The following is a 16,013-nucleotide window of genomic DNA, read 5'->3' on the forward strand; positions in this document are numbered from 1 at the left end:
GGTGGCGCTAACGCTTACCGGGCCTACGCATGCCTTGTAGGCCGGATAAGCGCAACGCCATCCGGCAAAGGCGTATTTACTCGTCTTCTAACAATGCTTCGTACGCAGTGGCATCCAGCAGCGAGTCCAGTTCGCTCTCATCACTGGCTTTGATTTTGAAGATCCAGCCATCGGTGTACGGCTCGCTATTCACCAGTTCCGGGGAGTCGCTCAGCGCATCGTTAACGGCCACGATCTCACCGCCGATCGGCGCATAGATGTCAGAAGCGGCTTTGACCGATTCGGCAACTGCGCAGTCATCACCCGCGCTCACGGTCGCGCCGACTTCCGGCAGGTCAACAAAAACCATGTCGCCCAACAGTTCCTGAGCGTGTTCGGTAATGCCAACGGTGTAAGAGCCGTCAGCTTCTTTGCGCAGCCATTCGTGTTCTTTACTGTATTTCAGTTCTGCTGGTACGTTGCTCATCAATCAATCTCCAGAAAAGGATGAATCACGCGACGGCTTTGCCGTTACGCACAAAAACAGGTTTAGTCACTTTTACCGGCATTTCGCGGTTGCGAATCTGCACAATGGCCGTTTCGCCAATGCCAGCGGGTACGCGCGCCAGCGCAATGCTGTAGCCCAGCGTCGGTGAGAAGGTACCGCTAGTGATAACGCCTTCCAGTTGATTACCCTGGGCGTCAGTGAAACGTACCGGCAGTTCATTACGCAGAACGCCTTTCTCGGTCATCACCAGGCCAACCAGCTGCTCGTGGCCTTTTTCACGCTGGAGTTCCAGCGCTTCACGGCCGATAAAATCGCGGTCTGTCGGCTCCCACGCGATGGTCCAGCCCATATTAGCCGCCAGCGGGGTGATCCCTTCGTCCATCTCCTGACCATACAGGTTCATACCCGCTTCCAGACGCAGCGTATCGCGCGCGCCCAGACCACACGGTTTCACGCCCGCTTCCACCAGCGCACGCCAGAAATCCGCCGCCTTTTCATTCGGCATCGCAATCTCATAGCCCGCTTCACCGGTATAACCGGTCGTGGCGATAAACAGGTCGCCGGCCTGCACGCCGAAGAACGGTTTCATGCCTTCAACGGCTTTGCACTGCTCGTCAGTAAACAGGGATGCCGCCTTCGCCTGCGCGTTAGGCCCCTGCACCGCGATCAGCGACAGGTCATCACGCACGGTAATGTCGATGGCAAAAGGTTCAGCGTGTTGGGTAATCCAGGAGAGGTCTTTTTCGCGAGTGGCGGAGTTAACAACGAGGCGGAAGAAGTCTTCGGTAAAGTAATAGACAATCAGGTCATCTATCACGCCGCCCGAGGCGTTAAGCATACCGGAATAAAGAGCCTTGCCGGTTTTCGTGAGCTTTGCCACATCGTTCGCCAGCAGATAACGCAAGAACTCCCGAGTGCGACTGCCGCGCAGATCGACGATGGTCATGTGCGACACATCAAACATTCCGGCATCGGTGCGAACCGCATGGTGTTCATCGAGCTGAGAACCATAATGCAGCGGCATCATCCAGCCGTGGAAATCGACCATGCGCGCGCCGCATAGCGTGTGTTGTTCGTACAAAGGCGTCTGTTGAGCCATCTTGTCCTCATTGAATAAGCGGGGCTGACCACCCTTTCGCAGCGAAAATTGCCGCCACGAAACCCGGCATCGAAGTCACTCCTGGGCTCCGACGCAAACGTTCTCTTTGCCCCTGAACTTACCACCGAAACCCACGCTAAACCATAAAACAAAATTAACCATCACATTAGCTTATGACTAAAAATCGCCAAAACATCATCAGCATAAAAAACCATTAATAAGCCTATCAACACGGATTAACGATAAGCATTCATTCATAACAGGCGCACATATCAACATTAAACGCTAAAAAAATGTCAAAACTGGCGTTACGCAAAAATCACGACATTAGAAAATATAATGCGAAAAGAAGAGTGAAATTAGTTTATTTCAAATGAGGGAAGCCTCCCGGCGAAGACGCCGGGAGAAGGAAATGTGACGGGTTTCAAATTCTATAAAAGAGGTGAATTCTTAGCGAAGCCACTCAGGCAGATCGTTTAATCCCATTGCCTGACGGAGAAGTTGCGGTTTAACGCCAGGGAGGGTGTCAGCCAGTTTCAGTCCCATATCACGCAGCAGTTTTTTCGCCGGATGCGTTCCCGCAAACAGCTCGCGGAACCCCTGCATGCCCGCGAGCATCATCGCGGCGCTGTGCTTACGGCTGCGCTCATAGCGACGCAAATAGAGGTACTGACCGATGTCTTTGCCCTGACGATGCAGACGTTTGAGCTCATCCACCAGTTCTGCGGCATCCATGAAGCCAAGGTTTACGCCCTGTCCGGCCAGCGGATGGATGGTATGCGCAGCGTCGCCCACCAGCGCCAGACGATGCGCGGCGAACTGACGCGCATAGCGTCCTGTCAGCGGAAACACCTGGCGTTCGCTTTCCACCCGACACAGCCCCAGACGATTATCAAACGCGATGTTCAGCGCCTGATTAAATTGCTCATCGCTGGCCTGCTGCATCCGCTCAGCCTCTTGTGGCGCAAGCGACCAGACGATGGAGCACAAATGCGGATCGCTGAGCGGCAAAAATGCCAGAATACCATCACCGTGAAACGCCTGACGGGCAACCGCACCGTGCGCGTCTTCGGTGCGAATAGTCGCGACCAGCGCATGATGGCGATAATCCCAGAAGGTCAGCGGAATGTCTGCTTTATTACGCAACCACGAGTTTGCCCCGTCGGCACCAATCACCAGGCGTGCGGTGAGCATTGCGCCATCTTTCAGCGTCAGGAAGGCTTCGTTTTCGCCCCACGCCACCTGCTGCAATTCGGCAGGCGCCATCAGCGTGATATCGGAGGATTGTTGCGCTTTTTGCCACAGCGCGTAATGGATCACCGCGTTCTCCACGATATGGCCCAGATGGCTGTAGCCCATGCTTTGGTCATCAAATTCAATACGGCCAAAGCTGTCCTTATCCCACACTTCCATCCCGTGATAGCAACTGGCGCGGCGAGCCACAATGTCTGACCAGACGCCCAGACGGGTAAGCAGTTTTTCACTGGCGGCATTGATCGCCGACACGCGCAGCGCAGGAGCGGCATCCGCCGCCAACGGCTGCGGTTCACGCTGTTCGAGCACAGCGACACGTAAACCGCTGCCCTGCAATCCACACGCGACAGCCAGGCCAACCATGCCTCCACCCACGATTGCTACATCAACACTTTGCACTGTTTACTCCTGGAAATCGGAAACCGCCATCGGGCGTCATGTTCGTATAAATACCGGATGGCGCTTCGCTTATCCGGTCTGGAGATGATGTTTACCGCGCCACCCAGCCTAACGTCCGCTGCGCAAACGCATTACGGGCGGGAGGGCATAATTCCATGGTCATCAGTCCCATGTTGCGCCCGACAACCAGAGGCGCCCAGCGGTTGGCAAACAGATGGACCAGACTGTCCGTCACGCCGACCGTGGCCTGGCGATCCCCCTGACGACGCTGTTGATAGTGCGAGAGCACGGCGTAATCACCGACATCCCTGCCCGTTGCCTGCGCTTCAGTCAGCGTTTCGGCGAGGCTCATGACATCGCGCAGTCCGAGGTTGAACCCCTGCCCTGCAATCGGGTGCAGCGTCTGCGCGGCGTTGCCCACCAGCACGGTACGGTGCGTGAACGCCTTCGCCGCCGTGGTGAGCGAAAGCGGATACGCGCTCCGTTTGCCTGCGTGTGTGATTTTCCCCAATCGCCAGCCAAATGCCGTCTGGAGTTCGCGGCAGAAACGTTCATCTGACCAACTCAGAATCTCCTCACGATGTTCCAGCGGATGACACCACACCAGCGAACAGCGCCCTTCAGACATCGGCAGCATCGCCAACGGTCCATGCGCCGTAAACCGTTCAAACGCGCGGCCATTATGTGCCACGGAGGTTGAGACGTTAGCAATCACCGCCAGTTGCTCATAAGGCTCCTGTTGCCAGTCAACGCCGCAGGCGGTTGCCAGCGCAGAACGGGTACCATCCGCCGCCACCAGAACGCGTCCGACGATCGTTTCGCCCGTTTCCAGCGTGACGTTCACCTGTTCCTGGGTACGCGTCACGCTGGCAACCCGGTCCGGGCAGTGCAGCGTAACGCCAGGCGCTTTTCGCAGCAGCGCAAACAGGCGTAGACCCACGTCATGCAGCTCAACCACCTGACCCAGCGCCGGAATACGATAATCATCAGCGTCGAGCGTCACAAACCCGGCATGTCCCCGATCGCTGACATGAACCGTATGGATGGCGGTGGCGCAATCGGCAATCGCCTGCCACACATCAATTCGCGCCAGTTGTTGACAGGTCCCCGCCGCGAGCGCAATCGCCCGGGCATCAAACCCGGGATGACTATCCGCTTCAGGGGCGGTCGCTTCAATCAGATGAACCGGCAGTGTCCCCTGACTTAACCGGGAAATGGCCAGCGCCAGCGTCGCGCCCACCATACCACCGCCAACAATGATCACGCTCATTACGTTCTCGCTGCCGCCATTAATGCTTCAATTTCATCCGCCTTTTTGACGACGCCAGCGGTCAGATTTTCGTTACCGTTTTCCGTAATCAGGATGTCATCCTCAATACGGATCCCGATCCCCCGATACGCTTCCGGGACATCGGCATCAGGCGCAATATACAGCCCTGGTTCAACGGTAATCACCATTCCCGGCTTCAGGATGCGGGAACGATCCTGCTCATATTCACCAACATCATGGACATCCAGCCCCAGCCAGTGACTCAGACCGTGCATGAAGAACGGACGATGCGCGTTATCGGCGATCAGTTGATCGACTTCGCCCTGCAAAATACCCAGCTTCACCAGCCCGGTAATCATAATACGCACGACTTCACCAGTGACTTCCTGAATCGAGGTGCCCGGACGATACAGACGCAGGCTGGTTTCCAGCGATTCTAGGACGATGTCGTAAATTTCACGCTGCGCCGGGGTAAATTTGCCATTCACCGGGAAGGTCCGCGTGATATCACCCGCATAACCTTTGTATTCACAGCCTGCATCAATCAGCACCAGGGAGCCGTCGCGCAGTTCACTTTCGTTTTCGGTGTAGTGCAGAATGCAGCCGTTTTCACCGCTGCCCACAATGGTGTTGTAGGACGGATAACGTGCGCCGTGGCGAGTAAACTCGTGATGAATCTCGCCTTCCAGTTGATACTCAAACATTCCTGGACGACATTTTTCCATCGCCCGGGTATGCGCCAGCGCCGTAATTTCTCCAGCGCGACGCATCACCGCAATCTCTTCTGGCGACTTAAACAGGCGCATTTCATGCACCATCGGCCGCCAGTCGATCAGGGTTGACGGCGATTTCAGGTTCTGGCGCGAACCTTTGCGCAGTTTTTCCAGCGCGGTGAAGACAATCTCATCCGCATACGCATAGTCGCCCTGCGCGTGGTATACCACGTCCAGTCCGTTAAGCAATTGAAAAAGCTGTTGATTGATTTCGCTGAAGGCCAGCGCGCGATCCACCGCCAGTTTTTCCGGCGCGGCATCTTGTCCCAGACGACGACCAAACCAGATTTCCGCAGTCAGATCGCGAACGCGGTTGAACAACACGCTGTGGTTATGGGTATCGTCGCTTTTAATCAGTACCAGAACGGCTTCCGGTTCGTTAAAACCGGTGAAATACCAGAAATCGCTGCTCTGGCGATACGGGTATTCACTGTCCGCGCTGCGCGTCACTTCCGGCGCGGCAAAAATCAGCGCGGCGCTGCCTGGCTGCATTTGCGCAAGCAGTGCCTGGCGACGACGTTGGTATTCCTGCGGTGTCATGACGTGGCCTCCATTATCGTTTTACTTTTTAGTGTAGGGTCGGTTTACGCACTTCCGGCGCGGTCGGCGGCTGGCGGGTAAAGGTGTCATGGCACAGCAGCGCAGCGACACGCACATACTCGATGATCTCTTCGAGCGACATCTCCAGCTCTTCCTGATCTTCATCTTCGTCATAGCCGAGCTGCGCGATGTTGCGCAAATCGTCGATGGCTTCGCCCGTTTCGCCGGTCACTTTATCGAGCTTCGGCTGCGTGACGCCGAGGCCAAGCAGAAAGTGATTAACCCATCCCGCCAGTGCGTCTGCACGATCAAAAACGCTCACGTCATCGCCTTCAGGCAGATAAAGCTGAAAAAGGAAACCATCATCTTCCAGCGCGTCGCTGGTCGCGGAGTGCATTTTACGCAGCGCCTGAGCCAGTTCATGACCGAAGGCCAGCCCTTCGTTCGTCAGGTCGTGAAGCAGCGGCTGCCAGGAGCTGTCGTTATTGCCACCGCAAATCATCCCGCTGATCAAACCGTGCATTTCCGCCGGGGTCAGTCCGGCCCCTTGTTGGTTCAAATACTGGTTCATTTCACTGTAACCAGGCATTTCGTTCTGTATAGACATAAGCATTCGTCATCAAAGGGAGGATATTCATGGTATGCTACCACTTTGGACCCTGGTGAACCAGAATAGGGCTTGTATCTTCACACCAGGGTAGCTATAGTGTCGCCCCTTCGCGGACCCAGGGTCTGGAGACGAAGGCAGCGCAGTCAATCAGCAGGAAGGTGGCATGTCTGCACAACCCGTCGATATCCAAATTTTTGGCCGTTCACTGCGAGTGAATTGCCCGCCTGAACAAAGGGATGCGTTGAATCAGGCTGCGGACGATCTGAATCAGCGGTTGCAAGATCTGAAAGTTCGCACTAGAGTCACAAATACTGAGCAGCTGGTATTCATTGCCGCACTGAATATTAGCTACGAACTGACTCAGGAAAAAGCGAAGACCCGCGAGTACGCGGCGAGCATGGAACAACGTATTCGGATGCTCCAACAGACCATTGAACAGGCACTGCTTGATCAGGGTCGCATAACCGAAAAAACGAGCCAAAACTTTGAATAACACTTTTCGGTTTACTATGGTAGAGTGACCGTGAAGACAAAATTTCTCTGAGATGTTTGCAAGCGGGCCAGTCCCCTGAGCCGATATTTCATACCACAAGAATGTGGCGATCCATGGTTGGTGAGCACGCTCGGTCCGTCCGAGAAGCCTTAAAACTGTGACGACGCATTCACCTTGAACCAAGGGTTCAAGGGTTACAGCCTGCGGCGGCATCTCGGAGATTCTCCTTCTACCTGGCGACAGCCATGACATTACTTTCTGAACTCCCTTTATCACGACAAACCATTCGCCAGATGATTAGGCAACGTCGTCGTGCACTCACACTTTCGCAGCAAATCACCTTCGGTCAGCAGGCCGCGACACGCATGCTTGCGTACCCGCCCGTAGTGATGGCGCACACGGTCGCCGTGTTTTTGTCATTTGATGGCGAACTCGATACTCAGCCGCTAATCGAACAACTCTGGCGCGCGGGAAAACGCGTCTATCTCCCGGTCTTGCACCCGTTCAGCCCCGGTAATCTGCTGTTTCTGCACTATCACCCGCACAGTGAACTGGTCACTAATCGGCTGAAGATTCAGGAGCCTAAACTCGACGTTCGTGATGTCCTGCCGCTTTCGCAACTGGACGTGCTGATCACGCCTCTGGTCGCGTTTGATGAGCAGGGTCAGCGTTTGGGTATGGGCGGCGGATTCTACGATCGCACCTTGCAAAACTGGCAACAGCATGGCCTGATGCCTGTGGGCTACGCCCATGACTGTCAGCGTGTAGAGAAATTGCCGGCAGAAGAGTGGGATGTTCCCTTACCGGCCGTCGTAACGCCGTCAAAAGTGTGGGAATGGTAAGCGCTTCTTTGCTGATTGACACCGCCGTTTTTTTGACCTAAATTTCCTCGGTAAGGGTGAGGGAGGCGAACCTCCCTCCTGCGTTTTCGCTGTTAATATGCTGGCCAGGCGATGATTAACAGGATAAGCAGCATGATGACATAACTCATCATCGTCCCTTTCCTTTTTAGAGCCCCTGCTTCCCCAGGGGCTTTCCCGTTTCAGCGCGGTGCTGCGCCTCTATCGTAAATTCCTTTTGTTGATGTACAACGCGTCGCGAAGCCTTTAATCATCAATTGCGGCAAGGCTCGAAAGCAGGATGTATGCGTTACAGAAAGGAATGACGATGTCGGGAAAACGAAGAGAGAAAAGGAGAAATGACGGGCAGACTCAGCGCCTGCCCGCGTCGGTAAGGATCAGTACAGCAGGCGTGCGCGAATAGTGCCCGGAATCGCCTTCATCGCCAGCAGTGCTTTCTCAGCGACATCTTCATCCGCTTCGATATCGATAACGACATAGCCCATTTGCGCCGACGTTTGCAGATACTGCGCGGCAATGTTCACACCCTGCTCAGCAAAAATCTGGTTCAGGGAAGTCAGCACGCCAGGACGGTTTTCATGGATGTGCATCAGACGACGCCCGCCGTGGAGCGGTAGCGATACTTCCGGGAAGTTAACCGCTGAAAGCGTAGAGCCGTTATCGGAATACTTCGCCAGTTTACCCGCCACTTCCAGACCGATGTTCTCCTGTGCTTCCTGAGTAGAACCTCCGATATGCGGCGTCAGAATCACGTTATCGAAGTCGCAGAGCGGTGAAGTGAACGGATCGCTGTTGGTTGCCGGCTCGGTCGGGAACACGTCGATTGCCGCCCCTGCCAGGTGTTTGGTCGCCAGCGCATCGCACAGCGCGGGAATATCTACCACGGTGCCGCGTGCGGCGTTGATCAGCAGCGAACCCGGCTTCATCAGCGCGATCTCTTTCGCGCCCATCATGTTCTTCGTTGAGGCGTTTTCCGGCACGTGCAGACTGACCACGTCGCTCATGTTGAGCAGTTCAGACAGATGCTGAACCTGAGTGGCGTTACCCAGCGGCAGTTTGTTCTCAATATCGTAGAAGTAAACGTGCATCCCCAGCGATTCCGCCAGAATACCCAACTGAGTCCCGATGTGACCGTAACCAATAATACCGAGTCTTTTACCGCGCGCTTCAAACGAACCGGCAGCCAGTTTATTCCACACGCCACGGTGCGCTTTGGCGTTTGCTTCCGGCACGCCGCGCAGCAACAATAGCAGCTCGCCAATCACCAGCTCCGCCACAGAACGGGTGTTAGAGAACGGCGCGTTAAACACGGGAACACCGCGTTTTGCCGCCGCCTTCAGGTCAACCTGGTTGGTGCCGATACAGAAGCAGCCGATAGCGACCAGTTTTTCCGCCGCGTTGATCACCTCTTCTGTCAGATGGGTACGGGATCGCAGGCCAATGAAGTGGGCATCACGGATGGACTCTTTCAGCTGTTCAGCATCCAGTGCCCCTTTGTGAAATTCGATGTTGGTATAACCTGCCGCCCGAAGGCTATCCAGCGCCTTTTGATGCACGCCTTCAACCAGCAGAAATTTAATCTTGTCTTTCTCCAGCGATACCTTTGCCATTTCCCGACCCTGTCTTTTTATGCAATCTGATGTTGTGTGTGTGGATTTGCATCCGCCTTTCAACATATCAAAAATAATTATTGCGGCAATATGAACGTTTGCGTCGCCCTGTTGAGGAGCGTTCATTCAGTGGCAAATGCCAGAGGAAAATGCTGGGGATAAGTTTTTCTTTGGAGAAATCAGCAGGGCAAGATTCAAAACGTGATACATGTCACCAAATTTGCCCTGCAAAAAAATTTTAACCGGGGAAGCGCTTCCCCGGTCAGATCATTTCACGATGGTTTTGACACCATCAGCGGTCCCGATTAACGCCACATCCGCGCCACGGTTGGCAAACAGACCGACGGTCACCACACCGGGAATGGCGTTAATGGCATTTTCCATCGCCACCGGATCGAGGATCTCCATTCCGTGCACATCGAGGATCACGTTACCGTTGTCAGTCACTACTCCCTGACGGTATTCCGGACGACCACCCAGTTTAACCAACTGGCGAGCCACTGCGCTACGCGCCATTGGGATAACCTCAACCGGCAGCGGGAAGTTACCCAGGATATCCACTTCTTTGGACGCATCGGCAATACAGATAAATTTCTTCGCCACGGAGGCAATGATCTTTTCACGAGTCAGCGCCGCGCCGCCGCCTTTAATCATCTGCATGTGACCGTTAATTTCGTCCGCGCCATCGACGTAGACGCCAAGGCTGTCGACTTCGTTGAGATCAAACACAGGGATGCCGAGGCTTTTGAGTTTTTCGGTTGAGGCATCCGAGCTGGAAACCGCGCCTTCAATCTGACCTTTCATGGTGCCCAGCGCGTCAATAAAGTGCGCGGCTGTTGAACCGGTACCTACCCCTACAATGGTGCCGGGCTGTACATACTGAAGTGCCGCCCATCCTACTGCTTTTTTCAGTTCATCCTGCGTCATGATTGTCTCGCCTTTGTGGAGAAAAATTCACGCGCATTATAGACCATTGCGCGGAAAAATCTTCCCGACCCGCTCGCAGGCTGCGGATTTCGTCTTTACCCAATGCAAATTTATGTCATAGTGCAGAACAAGCAAAAAATTTCAGGAGTGTGTCAGATCAATGAAACGTCCGGACTACAGAACACTACAAGCACTGGATGCCGTTATACGTGAACGCGGGTTTGAGCGCGCGGCGCAAAAGCTGTGCATCACCCAATCTGCCGTTTCGCAACGCATCAAGCAGCTTGAGAATATGTTCGGACAACCGCTGCTGGTCCGTACCGTTCCACCACGTCCGACGGAGCAAGGCCAAAAACTGTTGGCACTGCTTCGACAGGTAGAGTTGCTGGAAGATGAGTGGCTGGGCGATGAGCAAACCGGCTCCACGCCGCTGCTGCTGTCGCTGGCGGTCAACGCCGACAGTCTGGCGACCTGGCTGCTACCGGCCCTGGCACCGGTACTGGCTGACTCCCCTATTCGTCTCAACCTGCAGGTGGAAGATGAAACCCGCACCCAGGAACGTCTGCGTCGTGGTGAAGTGGTCGGCGCGGTGAGTATCCAGCATCAGGCGCTGCCCAGCTGTCTGGTGGATAAACTCGGCGCGCTCGACTATCTGTTTGTGGGATCCAAAGCGTTTGCCGAACGCTACTTCCCGAACGGCGTCACCCGCTCCGCGCTGCTGAAAGCGCCTGCGGTGGCGTTTGACCATCTGGACGATATGCACCAGGCCTTCCTGCAACAGAACTTTGATCTGCCGCCAGGCAGCGTTCCGTGCCACATCGTCAACTCTTCGGAAGCCTTTGTGCAACTGGCGCGTCAGGGCACCACCTGCTGTATGATCCCGCACCTGCAGATTGAAAAAGAGCTGCAAAGCGGCGAACTGATCGATCTCACGCCAGGGCTGTTTCAGCGCCGGATGCTCTACTGGCACCGGTTTGCGCCAGAAAGCCGCATGATGCGCAACGTCACCGACGCGCTGCTGGCCTACGGTCACAAGGTGCTGCGTCAGGACTGAGCCGGTCTCATTCCGCGGTGTAGAAATGTCTGAGCTCATCGAACTGCATGGCAAATTCGATGTAGCTCATCAGCGCGGGAGAGTTCAGCTTACGACTGGGATAAACCAGCCAAAGATCGTTTCCCGCCACCGTCCATGGCGCCAGTACCGGTACCAGAGCGCCCTTTTCGATTTTATCTTCCAGCATAAATGCCGGCAGCAGCGTGATCCCCGCCCCTGCGATGGCGCTTTCGCGGGCATACACCAGATTATCCGTCAGATGAACCCGGTCAGGCAGATGCTGGTAATCTTCATCGTCCCGATGGAATAACCACTCAGACCAGGCCTTGTGCGCAATGCAATGGTGTTCGACCAGTTGACGGGGATGGTTCAACGGCGCATAGCGTGACAGATAATCAGGCGAGGCCAGCAGATAGCGCGGACAATGGCCAATCATACGTCCGATCAGCGAGGAATCCTGCGGCTTACCGGTACGCAACGCGACGTCAAAACCGCTGTCCACCAAATCCAGCAGCTCATCGGAAATACTGACATCCAGATAAACATCAGGGTAGCGTTGCTGGAACTGCGTGTTCAGGCGCGCGAGCAGTGTCGCGCCAATGCCAGCCGGCGACGTGATGCGCAACCGCCCGCTGGGGTTGTCGCGCAGGCGCTGAACCGCGTATTCTGCGCGTTCGCTGGCAGCGAGTATTTCCCGGCAGTGCACCAGATAGTGTTCACCGGCGTAGGTCAGGTTAAGTTTGCGGGTAGTACGGTTAATAAGGCGAATGCCAACGTGCTGCTCAAGCTGGCTGATGCGCTGACTGACGCTCGATTTCGGCAGCCCCGCCTTTTGCGCGGCGACGGTAAAGCTGCCGTGTTCGGCGACCAGGGCAAACAGCGCCATATCCTGCAAGTGCTTAAACATCGCGTTCACCCCTGGGCGAGGATCACCCCTGCTCACCCATCATCTCTTTGACCAGCTCGACGCAACGCAGAAAACGGCCATCGTAATCCGCCTCCTCGACATGCACGAAGTCGATATTGTTTTCGCGCAACATCGCCACCAGCAGCGTCTGAAATTCTTTGCGGTCCACTGAGCTACCGAGGCTGCGCAGACCGTCCGCCACCCACGGCGTGTTATTTTCCAACAGGATCACCAGGTCAAAGCGGTATTCATCGATCAACGCCTGCACAAACGGATGCTCTCGCCCTTCGTACTTTTTGCAGAAGGCCTGAGTCGTGACGAAGTCGGTGTCGATAAACGCCACTTTATTGGCGTACTTCACTGCAAAATCAATGTACTGCGCGTGGCCCAGCGCGATTTTATCGTAGTCAGAATATTGCAGCGCCATCTCATCCCCCCCGAGGTGAGAGAAGACATAGTCGCGGCCATACTCCCACGCACTGGTGGTATTGAAGATATTCGCCAGCTTATTGACCAGCGTCGACTTTCCGCTCGACTCTCCGCCCAGCACCGCTACGGTACGCACGAAGAACGGCTTCACTTCGGTAGGAATATATTCCCAGTAGCGGAAGGGATTTTCACGGATTTGCGCACCGCTGATGCTCATAAAAGTGCGTTTGGGATCGATGAGCACCGTTTCGATACCCAGATGTTCCAGGTACTGCGGCGCATCAGCCTCTTCTGAGGTATAGATCCAGTTTGGCGCAATCCCCTTCTCCGCCATAAACGCGTTGATGCCCTTGCTCCAGACGTCCCAGCCGTGCGGATACGGCTCCATCCCCTCTTCGTTGAAGGCATGAATGCGAATATTTTTCTGATATTTGAACGTTTGTAGCAGCCAGCGCAGACGATCCGACACGGTGGGCTGTTGCGACATCGCGCTGTCTTCAAACAGCGCGCGGTCGCGCGTATCGTCATAACCCATGATGATATGCAACTCATCCACCTGGCTACAGGCGCGCTGAATCAGATAAATATGACCGGTGTGCAGCGGATAAAATTTGCCGAACACCACACCGATATTTTTCTGCTGCCGGGGAAACTCCAGCCCCAGAAAACGGTGCAACGCCTCCAGCTTTTGCGCGCTGGGGCTTTTGATCTTGGCATTGAGGAGTTGACTGAGATAGCCCTTGGTCATTCCACTGGCATCCGCCACTTGTTGCAGGGTACAGCCCTTTTGCTTGATCGCGGTTTTCAGATAATCAAATGACGACATGGGTAACCTCCGTTTCACTCATTATAAGTCGTCAAATACGTTTAACGCATCCGCCAGCTTCTTGACGCCAAAAACCTGCATCCCTTCTGGCGGTTTTTTCGGCACGTTGGCCGCCGGAACAATCGCGCGACGGAAGCCGTGTTTTGCGGCTTCTGAAATACGTTCCTGGCCGCTGGGCACCGGGCGAATCTCTCCTGCCAGCCCCACTTCGCCAAACACCACCAGGTCCTGCGGCAGCGGCCTGTCGCGCAGACTGGAGACCATCGCCAACAATAGCGCCAGGTCCGCGCTGGTTTCTGTGACTTTGACGCCGCCCACCACGTTAACGAACACATCCTGATCGGCCATTTGCAGACCGCCGTGACGGTGCAGCACCGCCAACAGAATCGCCAGACGGTTCTGCTCCAGCCCCACCGCCACCCGTCGCGGGTTCGCCATCATCGAGTGATCAACCAGCGCCTGGATCTCCACCAGCAGCGGTCGCGTCCCTTCCCAGACCACCATCACCGAACTGCCGGAGGTGACCTCATCGCCACGACTCAGGAAGATCGCCGAAGGGTTGCTCACTTCGCGTAGTCCCTGTTCGGTCATCGCGAAGACCCCTAACTCATTCACCGCGCCAAAACGGTTTTTGTGGCTGCGCAGGGTGCGAAAACGGGAATCGGCATCGCCATCCAGCAATACCGAACAGTCAATGCAGTGTTCAAGCACTTTTGGCCCGGCCAACGAGCCGTCTTTGGTCACGTGACCCACCATCACAATCGCCACACCGCGCGTCTTGGCAAAGCGCGTCAGATAGGCCGCCGTCTCACGCACCTGCGCCACGCTGCCGGGCGATGACTGGATATCCGCCATGTGCATGACCTGAATGGAGTCGATCACCATCAGCTTCGGCTGTTCTTCTTCCGCAATCAGGCAGATCTGCTCAATGCTGGTTTCCGAAAGCATGTTGAGATTGTTGGTCGGCAAACCAAGACGGTGCGCGCGCATTGCCACCTGCTGCAGGGACTCTTCCCCGGTGACGTACAGGGTTTTCATCTGCTCCGCGAGCTTGCACAGCGTCTGCAACAACAGCGTGGATTTACCCGCGCCGGGGTTACCGCCAATCAGAATCGCGCTGCCGGGAACGACGCCGCCGCCCAGCACGCGGTCAAACTCTTTAAAACCGGTGGAAAAACGCGGCAGCTCTTCCAGGCTAATATCGGAAAGCTTCTGAACCTTTGCAACGCCAGCGCTCCCGGCATAACCACTCAGTCGCTCATTACGCGCCACCGTCGGCGATGCAGCCAGGCGCACCTCTGTGATGGTGTTCCACGCATGACAGGCGCTGCATTGCCCTTGCCAGCGCGGATAATCCGCCCCGCATTCATTACATACAAAGGCGCGTTTTGGAGCTTTTGCCACGGTTTACCTCATTATTTCTGGTTCATGCTGCCGGAGAGAATGCAGAACACCCCCATCAGGTCAGCGTGACGGATAGTAATCTCCGTCTTTTCATTCACTTTCGGCTTGGCATGGTACGCAATCCCCAGCCCCGCCGTTTTGATCATCGGCAGATCGTTGGCGCCATCGCCAATCGCCACGGTCTGCGCGATCGGGATTTCATATTCCTGCGCCAGTCGGGTCAGCGTTTTGGCCTTGTACTGCGCGTCGACGATATCGCCAATCACATTGCCGGTGAATTTGCCGTCCATGATCTCCAGTTCGTTCGCCACCGCCGCCGTTAGGCGCAGTTTCTCACGCAGATATTCGGCAAAGAAGGTAAAGCCTCCGGAGGCGATCGCCACCTTCCAGCCCAGCGTTTCCAGCTTCAGCACCAGTTGCGTCAGACCGGGCATCAACGGCAGACTTTCACGTACCTGATGCAAAATATTGGCATCCGCGCCTTTCAGCGTCGCCACACGACTGCGCAGGCTGGCGGTGAAGTCGAGTTCGCCGCGCATCGCCCGTTCAGTCACTTCCGCCACCCTTTCGCCGGTACCGGCCAGTTTGGCGATCTCATCAATACACTCGATCTGAATCGCGGTGGAGTCCATGTCCATCACCAGCAGGCCTGGAGTACGCAAATGCGGGATTTTCCCCAGCGGCGCGACGTCTAATTGCGCATCATGCGCCAGTTTCGTGGCGCGAGGCGTGAGCGATCCGGCCAGGCGAATGACCTGATAGTCCTCAACGCACCAGGCCGCGACAATCACCATCGCCGCGCCCAGTTTACTCTGGTACTGAGTCAGACGTTGTTTATCCAGCCCGCGTCCGTACAGCAGCCAGCCGCTACGTCCAGCGTGGTAATCCAGTGGCATCACCTCGTCACCACTCAAAGAAAGGGGCAAACCTGGCCATAAAGAGACATCTTCAGGCAAATCGCACCAGGTAATGTTAGGCATTAAAGCTCCTGTAAAATCGTTCGGGCCGGAAAGGATCCTGGGGAAAATAACGCATGAGGCTACCTTGTAACCATCGCTTCTGGCAACATTA

General features: G+C 55.6%; 16 protein-coding genes and 1 other RNA gene. 5 read left to right on the forward strand and 12 right to left on the reverse strand.

Features of this window, described 5'->3' with window-relative positions:
• Window positions 1–76: 76 nt before the first annotated feature.
• Window positions 77–466, reverse strand: coding sequence for a glycine cleavage system protein GcvH (gene gcvH, locus AL479_RS04970; protein ID WP_061075282.1), 390 nt, complete (start codon window positions 464–466; stop codon window positions 77–79).
• Window positions 467–491: 25 nt separating this feature from the next.
• A complete protein-coding gene (gene gcvT / locus AL479_RS04975; RefSeq protein ID WP_061075283.1) occupies window positions 492–1,586 on the reverse strand; it encodes a glycine cleavage system aminomethyltransferase GcvT in 1,095 nt (364 codons plus the stop codon).
• A gap of 293 nt (window positions 1,587–1,879) precedes the next feature.
• Here gcvT and AL479_RS24175 point away from each other — a divergent pair, with 293 nt between their 5' ends.
• Window positions 1,880–1,963 carry a hypothetical protein gene (locus AL479_RS24175; protein ID WP_420535888.1) on the forward strand — a complete coding sequence of 28 codons (84 nt, stop codon included), beginning with the start codon at window positions 1,880–1,882 and terminating at the stop codon, window positions 1,961–1,963.
• Between the two features lie 73 nt (window positions 1,964–2,036).
• On the opposite strand, the gene ubiI is transcribed toward AL479_RS24175, so the two are convergent.
• The 4 genes from ubiI to ygfB all read right to left on the reverse strand — a co-directional run bounded on the left by ubiI (window position 2,037) and on the right by ygfB (window position 6,429).
• Complete coding sequence (gene ubiI, locus AL479_RS04980; protein ID WP_061075284.1) at window positions 2,037–3,239, reverse strand: FAD-dependent 2-octaprenylphenol hydroxylase; 1,203 nt, start codon at window positions 3,237–3,239, stop codon at window positions 2,037–2,039.
• Between the two features lie 91 nt (window positions 3,240–3,330).
• Window positions 3,331–4,509, reverse strand: a complete 1,179-nt coding sequence (gene ubiH / locus AL479_RS04985; RefSeq protein WP_061075285.1) for a 2-octaprenyl-6-methoxyphenyl hydroxylase — start codon at window positions 4,507–4,509, stop codon at window positions 3,331–3,333.
• On the reverse strand, window positions 4,509–5,822 hold the full coding sequence (gene pepP, locus AL479_RS04990; RefSeq protein WP_061075286.1) for a Xaa-Pro aminopeptidase: 1,314 nt from the start codon (window positions 5,820–5,822) through the stop codon (window positions 4,509–4,511). The genes ubiH and pepP overlap by 1 nt, the downstream gene beginning before the upstream one ends.
• A 28-nt stretch (window positions 5,823–5,850) precedes the next feature.
• On the reverse strand, window positions 5,851–6,429 hold the full coding sequence (gene ygfB, locus AL479_RS04995) for a UPF0149 family protein YgfB (RefSeq protein ID WP_086512802.1): 579 nt from the start codon (window positions 6,427–6,429) through the stop codon (window positions 5,851–5,853).
• 166 nt (window positions 6,430–6,595) lie between these two features.
• On the opposite strand from ygfB, the gene zapA reads away from it, so the two are divergent.
• The 3 genes from zapA to AL479_RS05015 all read left to right on the forward strand — a co-directional run bounded on the left by zapA (window position 6,596) and on the right by AL479_RS05015 (window position 7,767).
• Window positions 6,596–6,925 carry a cell division protein ZapA gene (zapA, locus tag AL479_RS05005; protein WP_042322090.1) on the forward strand — a complete coding sequence of 110 codons (330 nt, stop codon included), beginning with the start codon at window positions 6,596–6,598 and terminating at the stop codon, window positions 6,923–6,925.
• Between the two features lie 41 nt (window positions 6,926–6,966).
• Window positions 6,967–7,150: non-coding RNA, 6S RNA (gene ssrS, locus AL479_RS05010), on the forward strand.
• Between the two features lie 20 nt (window positions 7,151–7,170).
• Window positions 7,171–7,767 carry a 5-formyltetrahydrofolate cyclo-ligase gene (locus tag AL479_RS05015; RefSeq protein WP_105291723.1) on the forward strand — a complete coding sequence of 199 codons (597 nt, stop codon included), beginning with the start codon at window positions 7,171–7,173 and terminating at the stop codon, window positions 7,765–7,767.
• A gap of 395 nt (window positions 7,768–8,162) precedes the next feature.
• Here the strand turns inward: AL479_RS05015 and serA are convergent, their stop codons facing one another.
• Together serA and rpiA are read right to left on the reverse strand one after the other, a co-directional pair.
• The gene (gene serA / locus AL479_RS05020; protein ID WP_061075287.1) at window positions 8,163–9,395 is read right to left on the reverse strand and encodes a phosphoglycerate dehydrogenase; all 1,233 of its coding nucleotides are present in this window, start codon (window positions 9,393–9,395) and stop codon (window positions 8,163–8,165) included.
• Window positions 9,396–9,662: 267 nt separating this feature from the next.
• Window positions 9,663–10,322, reverse strand: coding sequence for a ribose-5-phosphate isomerase RpiA (gene rpiA / locus AL479_RS05025; RefSeq protein WP_042322083.1), 660 nt, complete (start codon window positions 10,320–10,322; stop codon window positions 9,663–9,665).
• A gap of 160 nt (window positions 10,323–10,482) precedes the next feature.
• Here rpiA and argP point away from each other — a divergent pair, with 160 nt between their 5' ends.
• Window positions 10,483–11,376, forward strand: a complete 894-nt coding sequence (gene argP, locus AL479_RS05030) for a DNA-binding transcriptional regulator ArgP (protein WP_061075288.1) — start codon at window positions 10,483–10,485, stop codon at window positions 11,374–11,376.
• Window positions 11,377–11,383: 7 nt separating this feature from the next.
• Here argP and AL479_RS05035 read toward each other — a convergent pair whose 3' ends face one another.
• Genes AL479_RS05035 through serB form a run of 4 tightly spaced genes read right to left on the reverse strand, consistent with a single transcriptional unit; the run spans window position 11,384 to window position 15,922 of the window.
• Window positions 11,384–12,283 carry a LysR family transcriptional regulator gene (locus tag AL479_RS05035; RefSeq protein ID WP_061075289.1) on the reverse strand — a complete coding sequence of 300 codons (900 nt, stop codon included), beginning with the start codon at window positions 12,281–12,283 and terminating at the stop codon, window positions 11,384–11,386.
• 22 nt (window positions 12,284–12,305) lie between these two features.
• On the reverse strand, window positions 12,306–13,538 hold the full coding sequence (gene nadR / locus AL479_RS05040) for a multifunctional transcriptional regulator/nicotinamide-nucleotide adenylyltransferase/ribosylnicotinamide kinase NadR (RefSeq protein ID WP_061075290.1): 1,233 nt from the start codon (window positions 13,536–13,538) through the stop codon (window positions 12,306–12,308).
• A 21-nt stretch (window positions 13,539–13,559) separates the two neighbouring features.
• The gene (radA, locus tag AL479_RS05045; protein ID WP_044253979.1) at window positions 13,560–14,942 is read right to left on the reverse strand and encodes a DNA repair protein RadA; all 1,383 of its coding nucleotides are present in this window, start codon (window positions 14,940–14,942) and stop codon (window positions 13,560–13,562) included.
• Between the two features lie 11 nt (window positions 14,943–14,953).
• Complete coding sequence (gene serB / locus AL479_RS05050) at window positions 14,954–15,922, reverse strand: phosphoserine phosphatase (RefSeq protein WP_042999345.1); 969 nt, start codon at window positions 15,920–15,922, stop codon at window positions 14,954–14,956.
• Window positions 15,923–16,013 lie beyond the last annotated feature (91 nt).

This window comes from Citrobacter amalonaticus, from assembly GCF_001559075.2.
Taxonomy (GTDB): domain Bacteria; phylum Pseudomonadota; class Gammaproteobacteria; order Enterobacterales; family Enterobacteriaceae; genus Citrobacter_A; species Citrobacter_A amalonaticus_F.

Coding starts and splice junctions, on each gene's coding strand:
- gcvH (WP_061075282.1), bottom strand. CDS start 466: ATGAGCAACGTACCAGCAGAACTGAAATACAGTAAAGAACACGAATGG.
- gcvT (WP_061075283.1), bottom strand. CDS start 1,586: ATGGCTCAACAGACGCCTTTGTACGAACAACACACGCTATGCGGCGCG.
- AL479_RS24175 (WP_420535888.1), top strand. CDS start 1,880: ATGTCAAAACTGGCGTTACGCAAAAATCACGACATTAGAAAATATAAT.
- ubiH (WP_061075285.1), bottom strand. CDS start 4,509: ATGAGCGTGATCATTGTTGGCGGTGGTATGGTGGGCGCGACGCTGGCG.
- pepP (WP_061075286.1), bottom strand. CDS start 5,822: ATGACACCGCAGGAATACCAACGTCGTCGCCAGGCACTGCTTGCGCAA.
- ygfB (WP_086512802.1), bottom strand. CDS start 6,429: ATGTCTATACAGAACGAAATGCCTGGTTACAGTGAAATGAACCAGTAT.
- zapA (WP_042322090.1), top strand. CDS start 6,596: ATGTCTGCACAACCCGTCGATATCCAAATTTTTGGCCGTTCACTGCGA.
- AL479_RS05015 (WP_105291723.1), top strand. CDS start 7,171: ATGACATTACTTTCTGAACTCCCTTTATCACGACAAACCATTCGCCAG.
- serA (WP_061075287.1), bottom strand. CDS start 9,395: ATGGCAAAGGTATCGCTGGAGAAAGACAAGATTAAATTTCTGCTGGTT.
- rpiA (WP_042322083.1), bottom strand. CDS start 10,322: ATGACGCAGGATGAACTGAAAAAAGCAGTAGGATGGGCGGCACTTCAG.
- argP (WP_061075288.1), top strand. CDS start 10,483: ATGAAACGTCCGGACTACAGAACACTACAAGCACTGGATGCCGTTATA.
- AL479_RS05035 (WP_061075289.1), bottom strand. CDS start 12,283: ATGTTTAAGCACTTGCAGGATATGGCGCTGTTTGCCCTGGTCGCCGAA.
- nadR (WP_061075290.1), bottom strand. CDS start 13,538: ATGTCGTCATTTGATTATCTGAAAACCGCGATCAAGCAAAAGGGCTGT.
- serB (WP_042999345.1), bottom strand. CDS start 15,922: ATGCCTAACATTACCTGGTGCGATTTGCCTGAAGATGTCTCTTTATGG.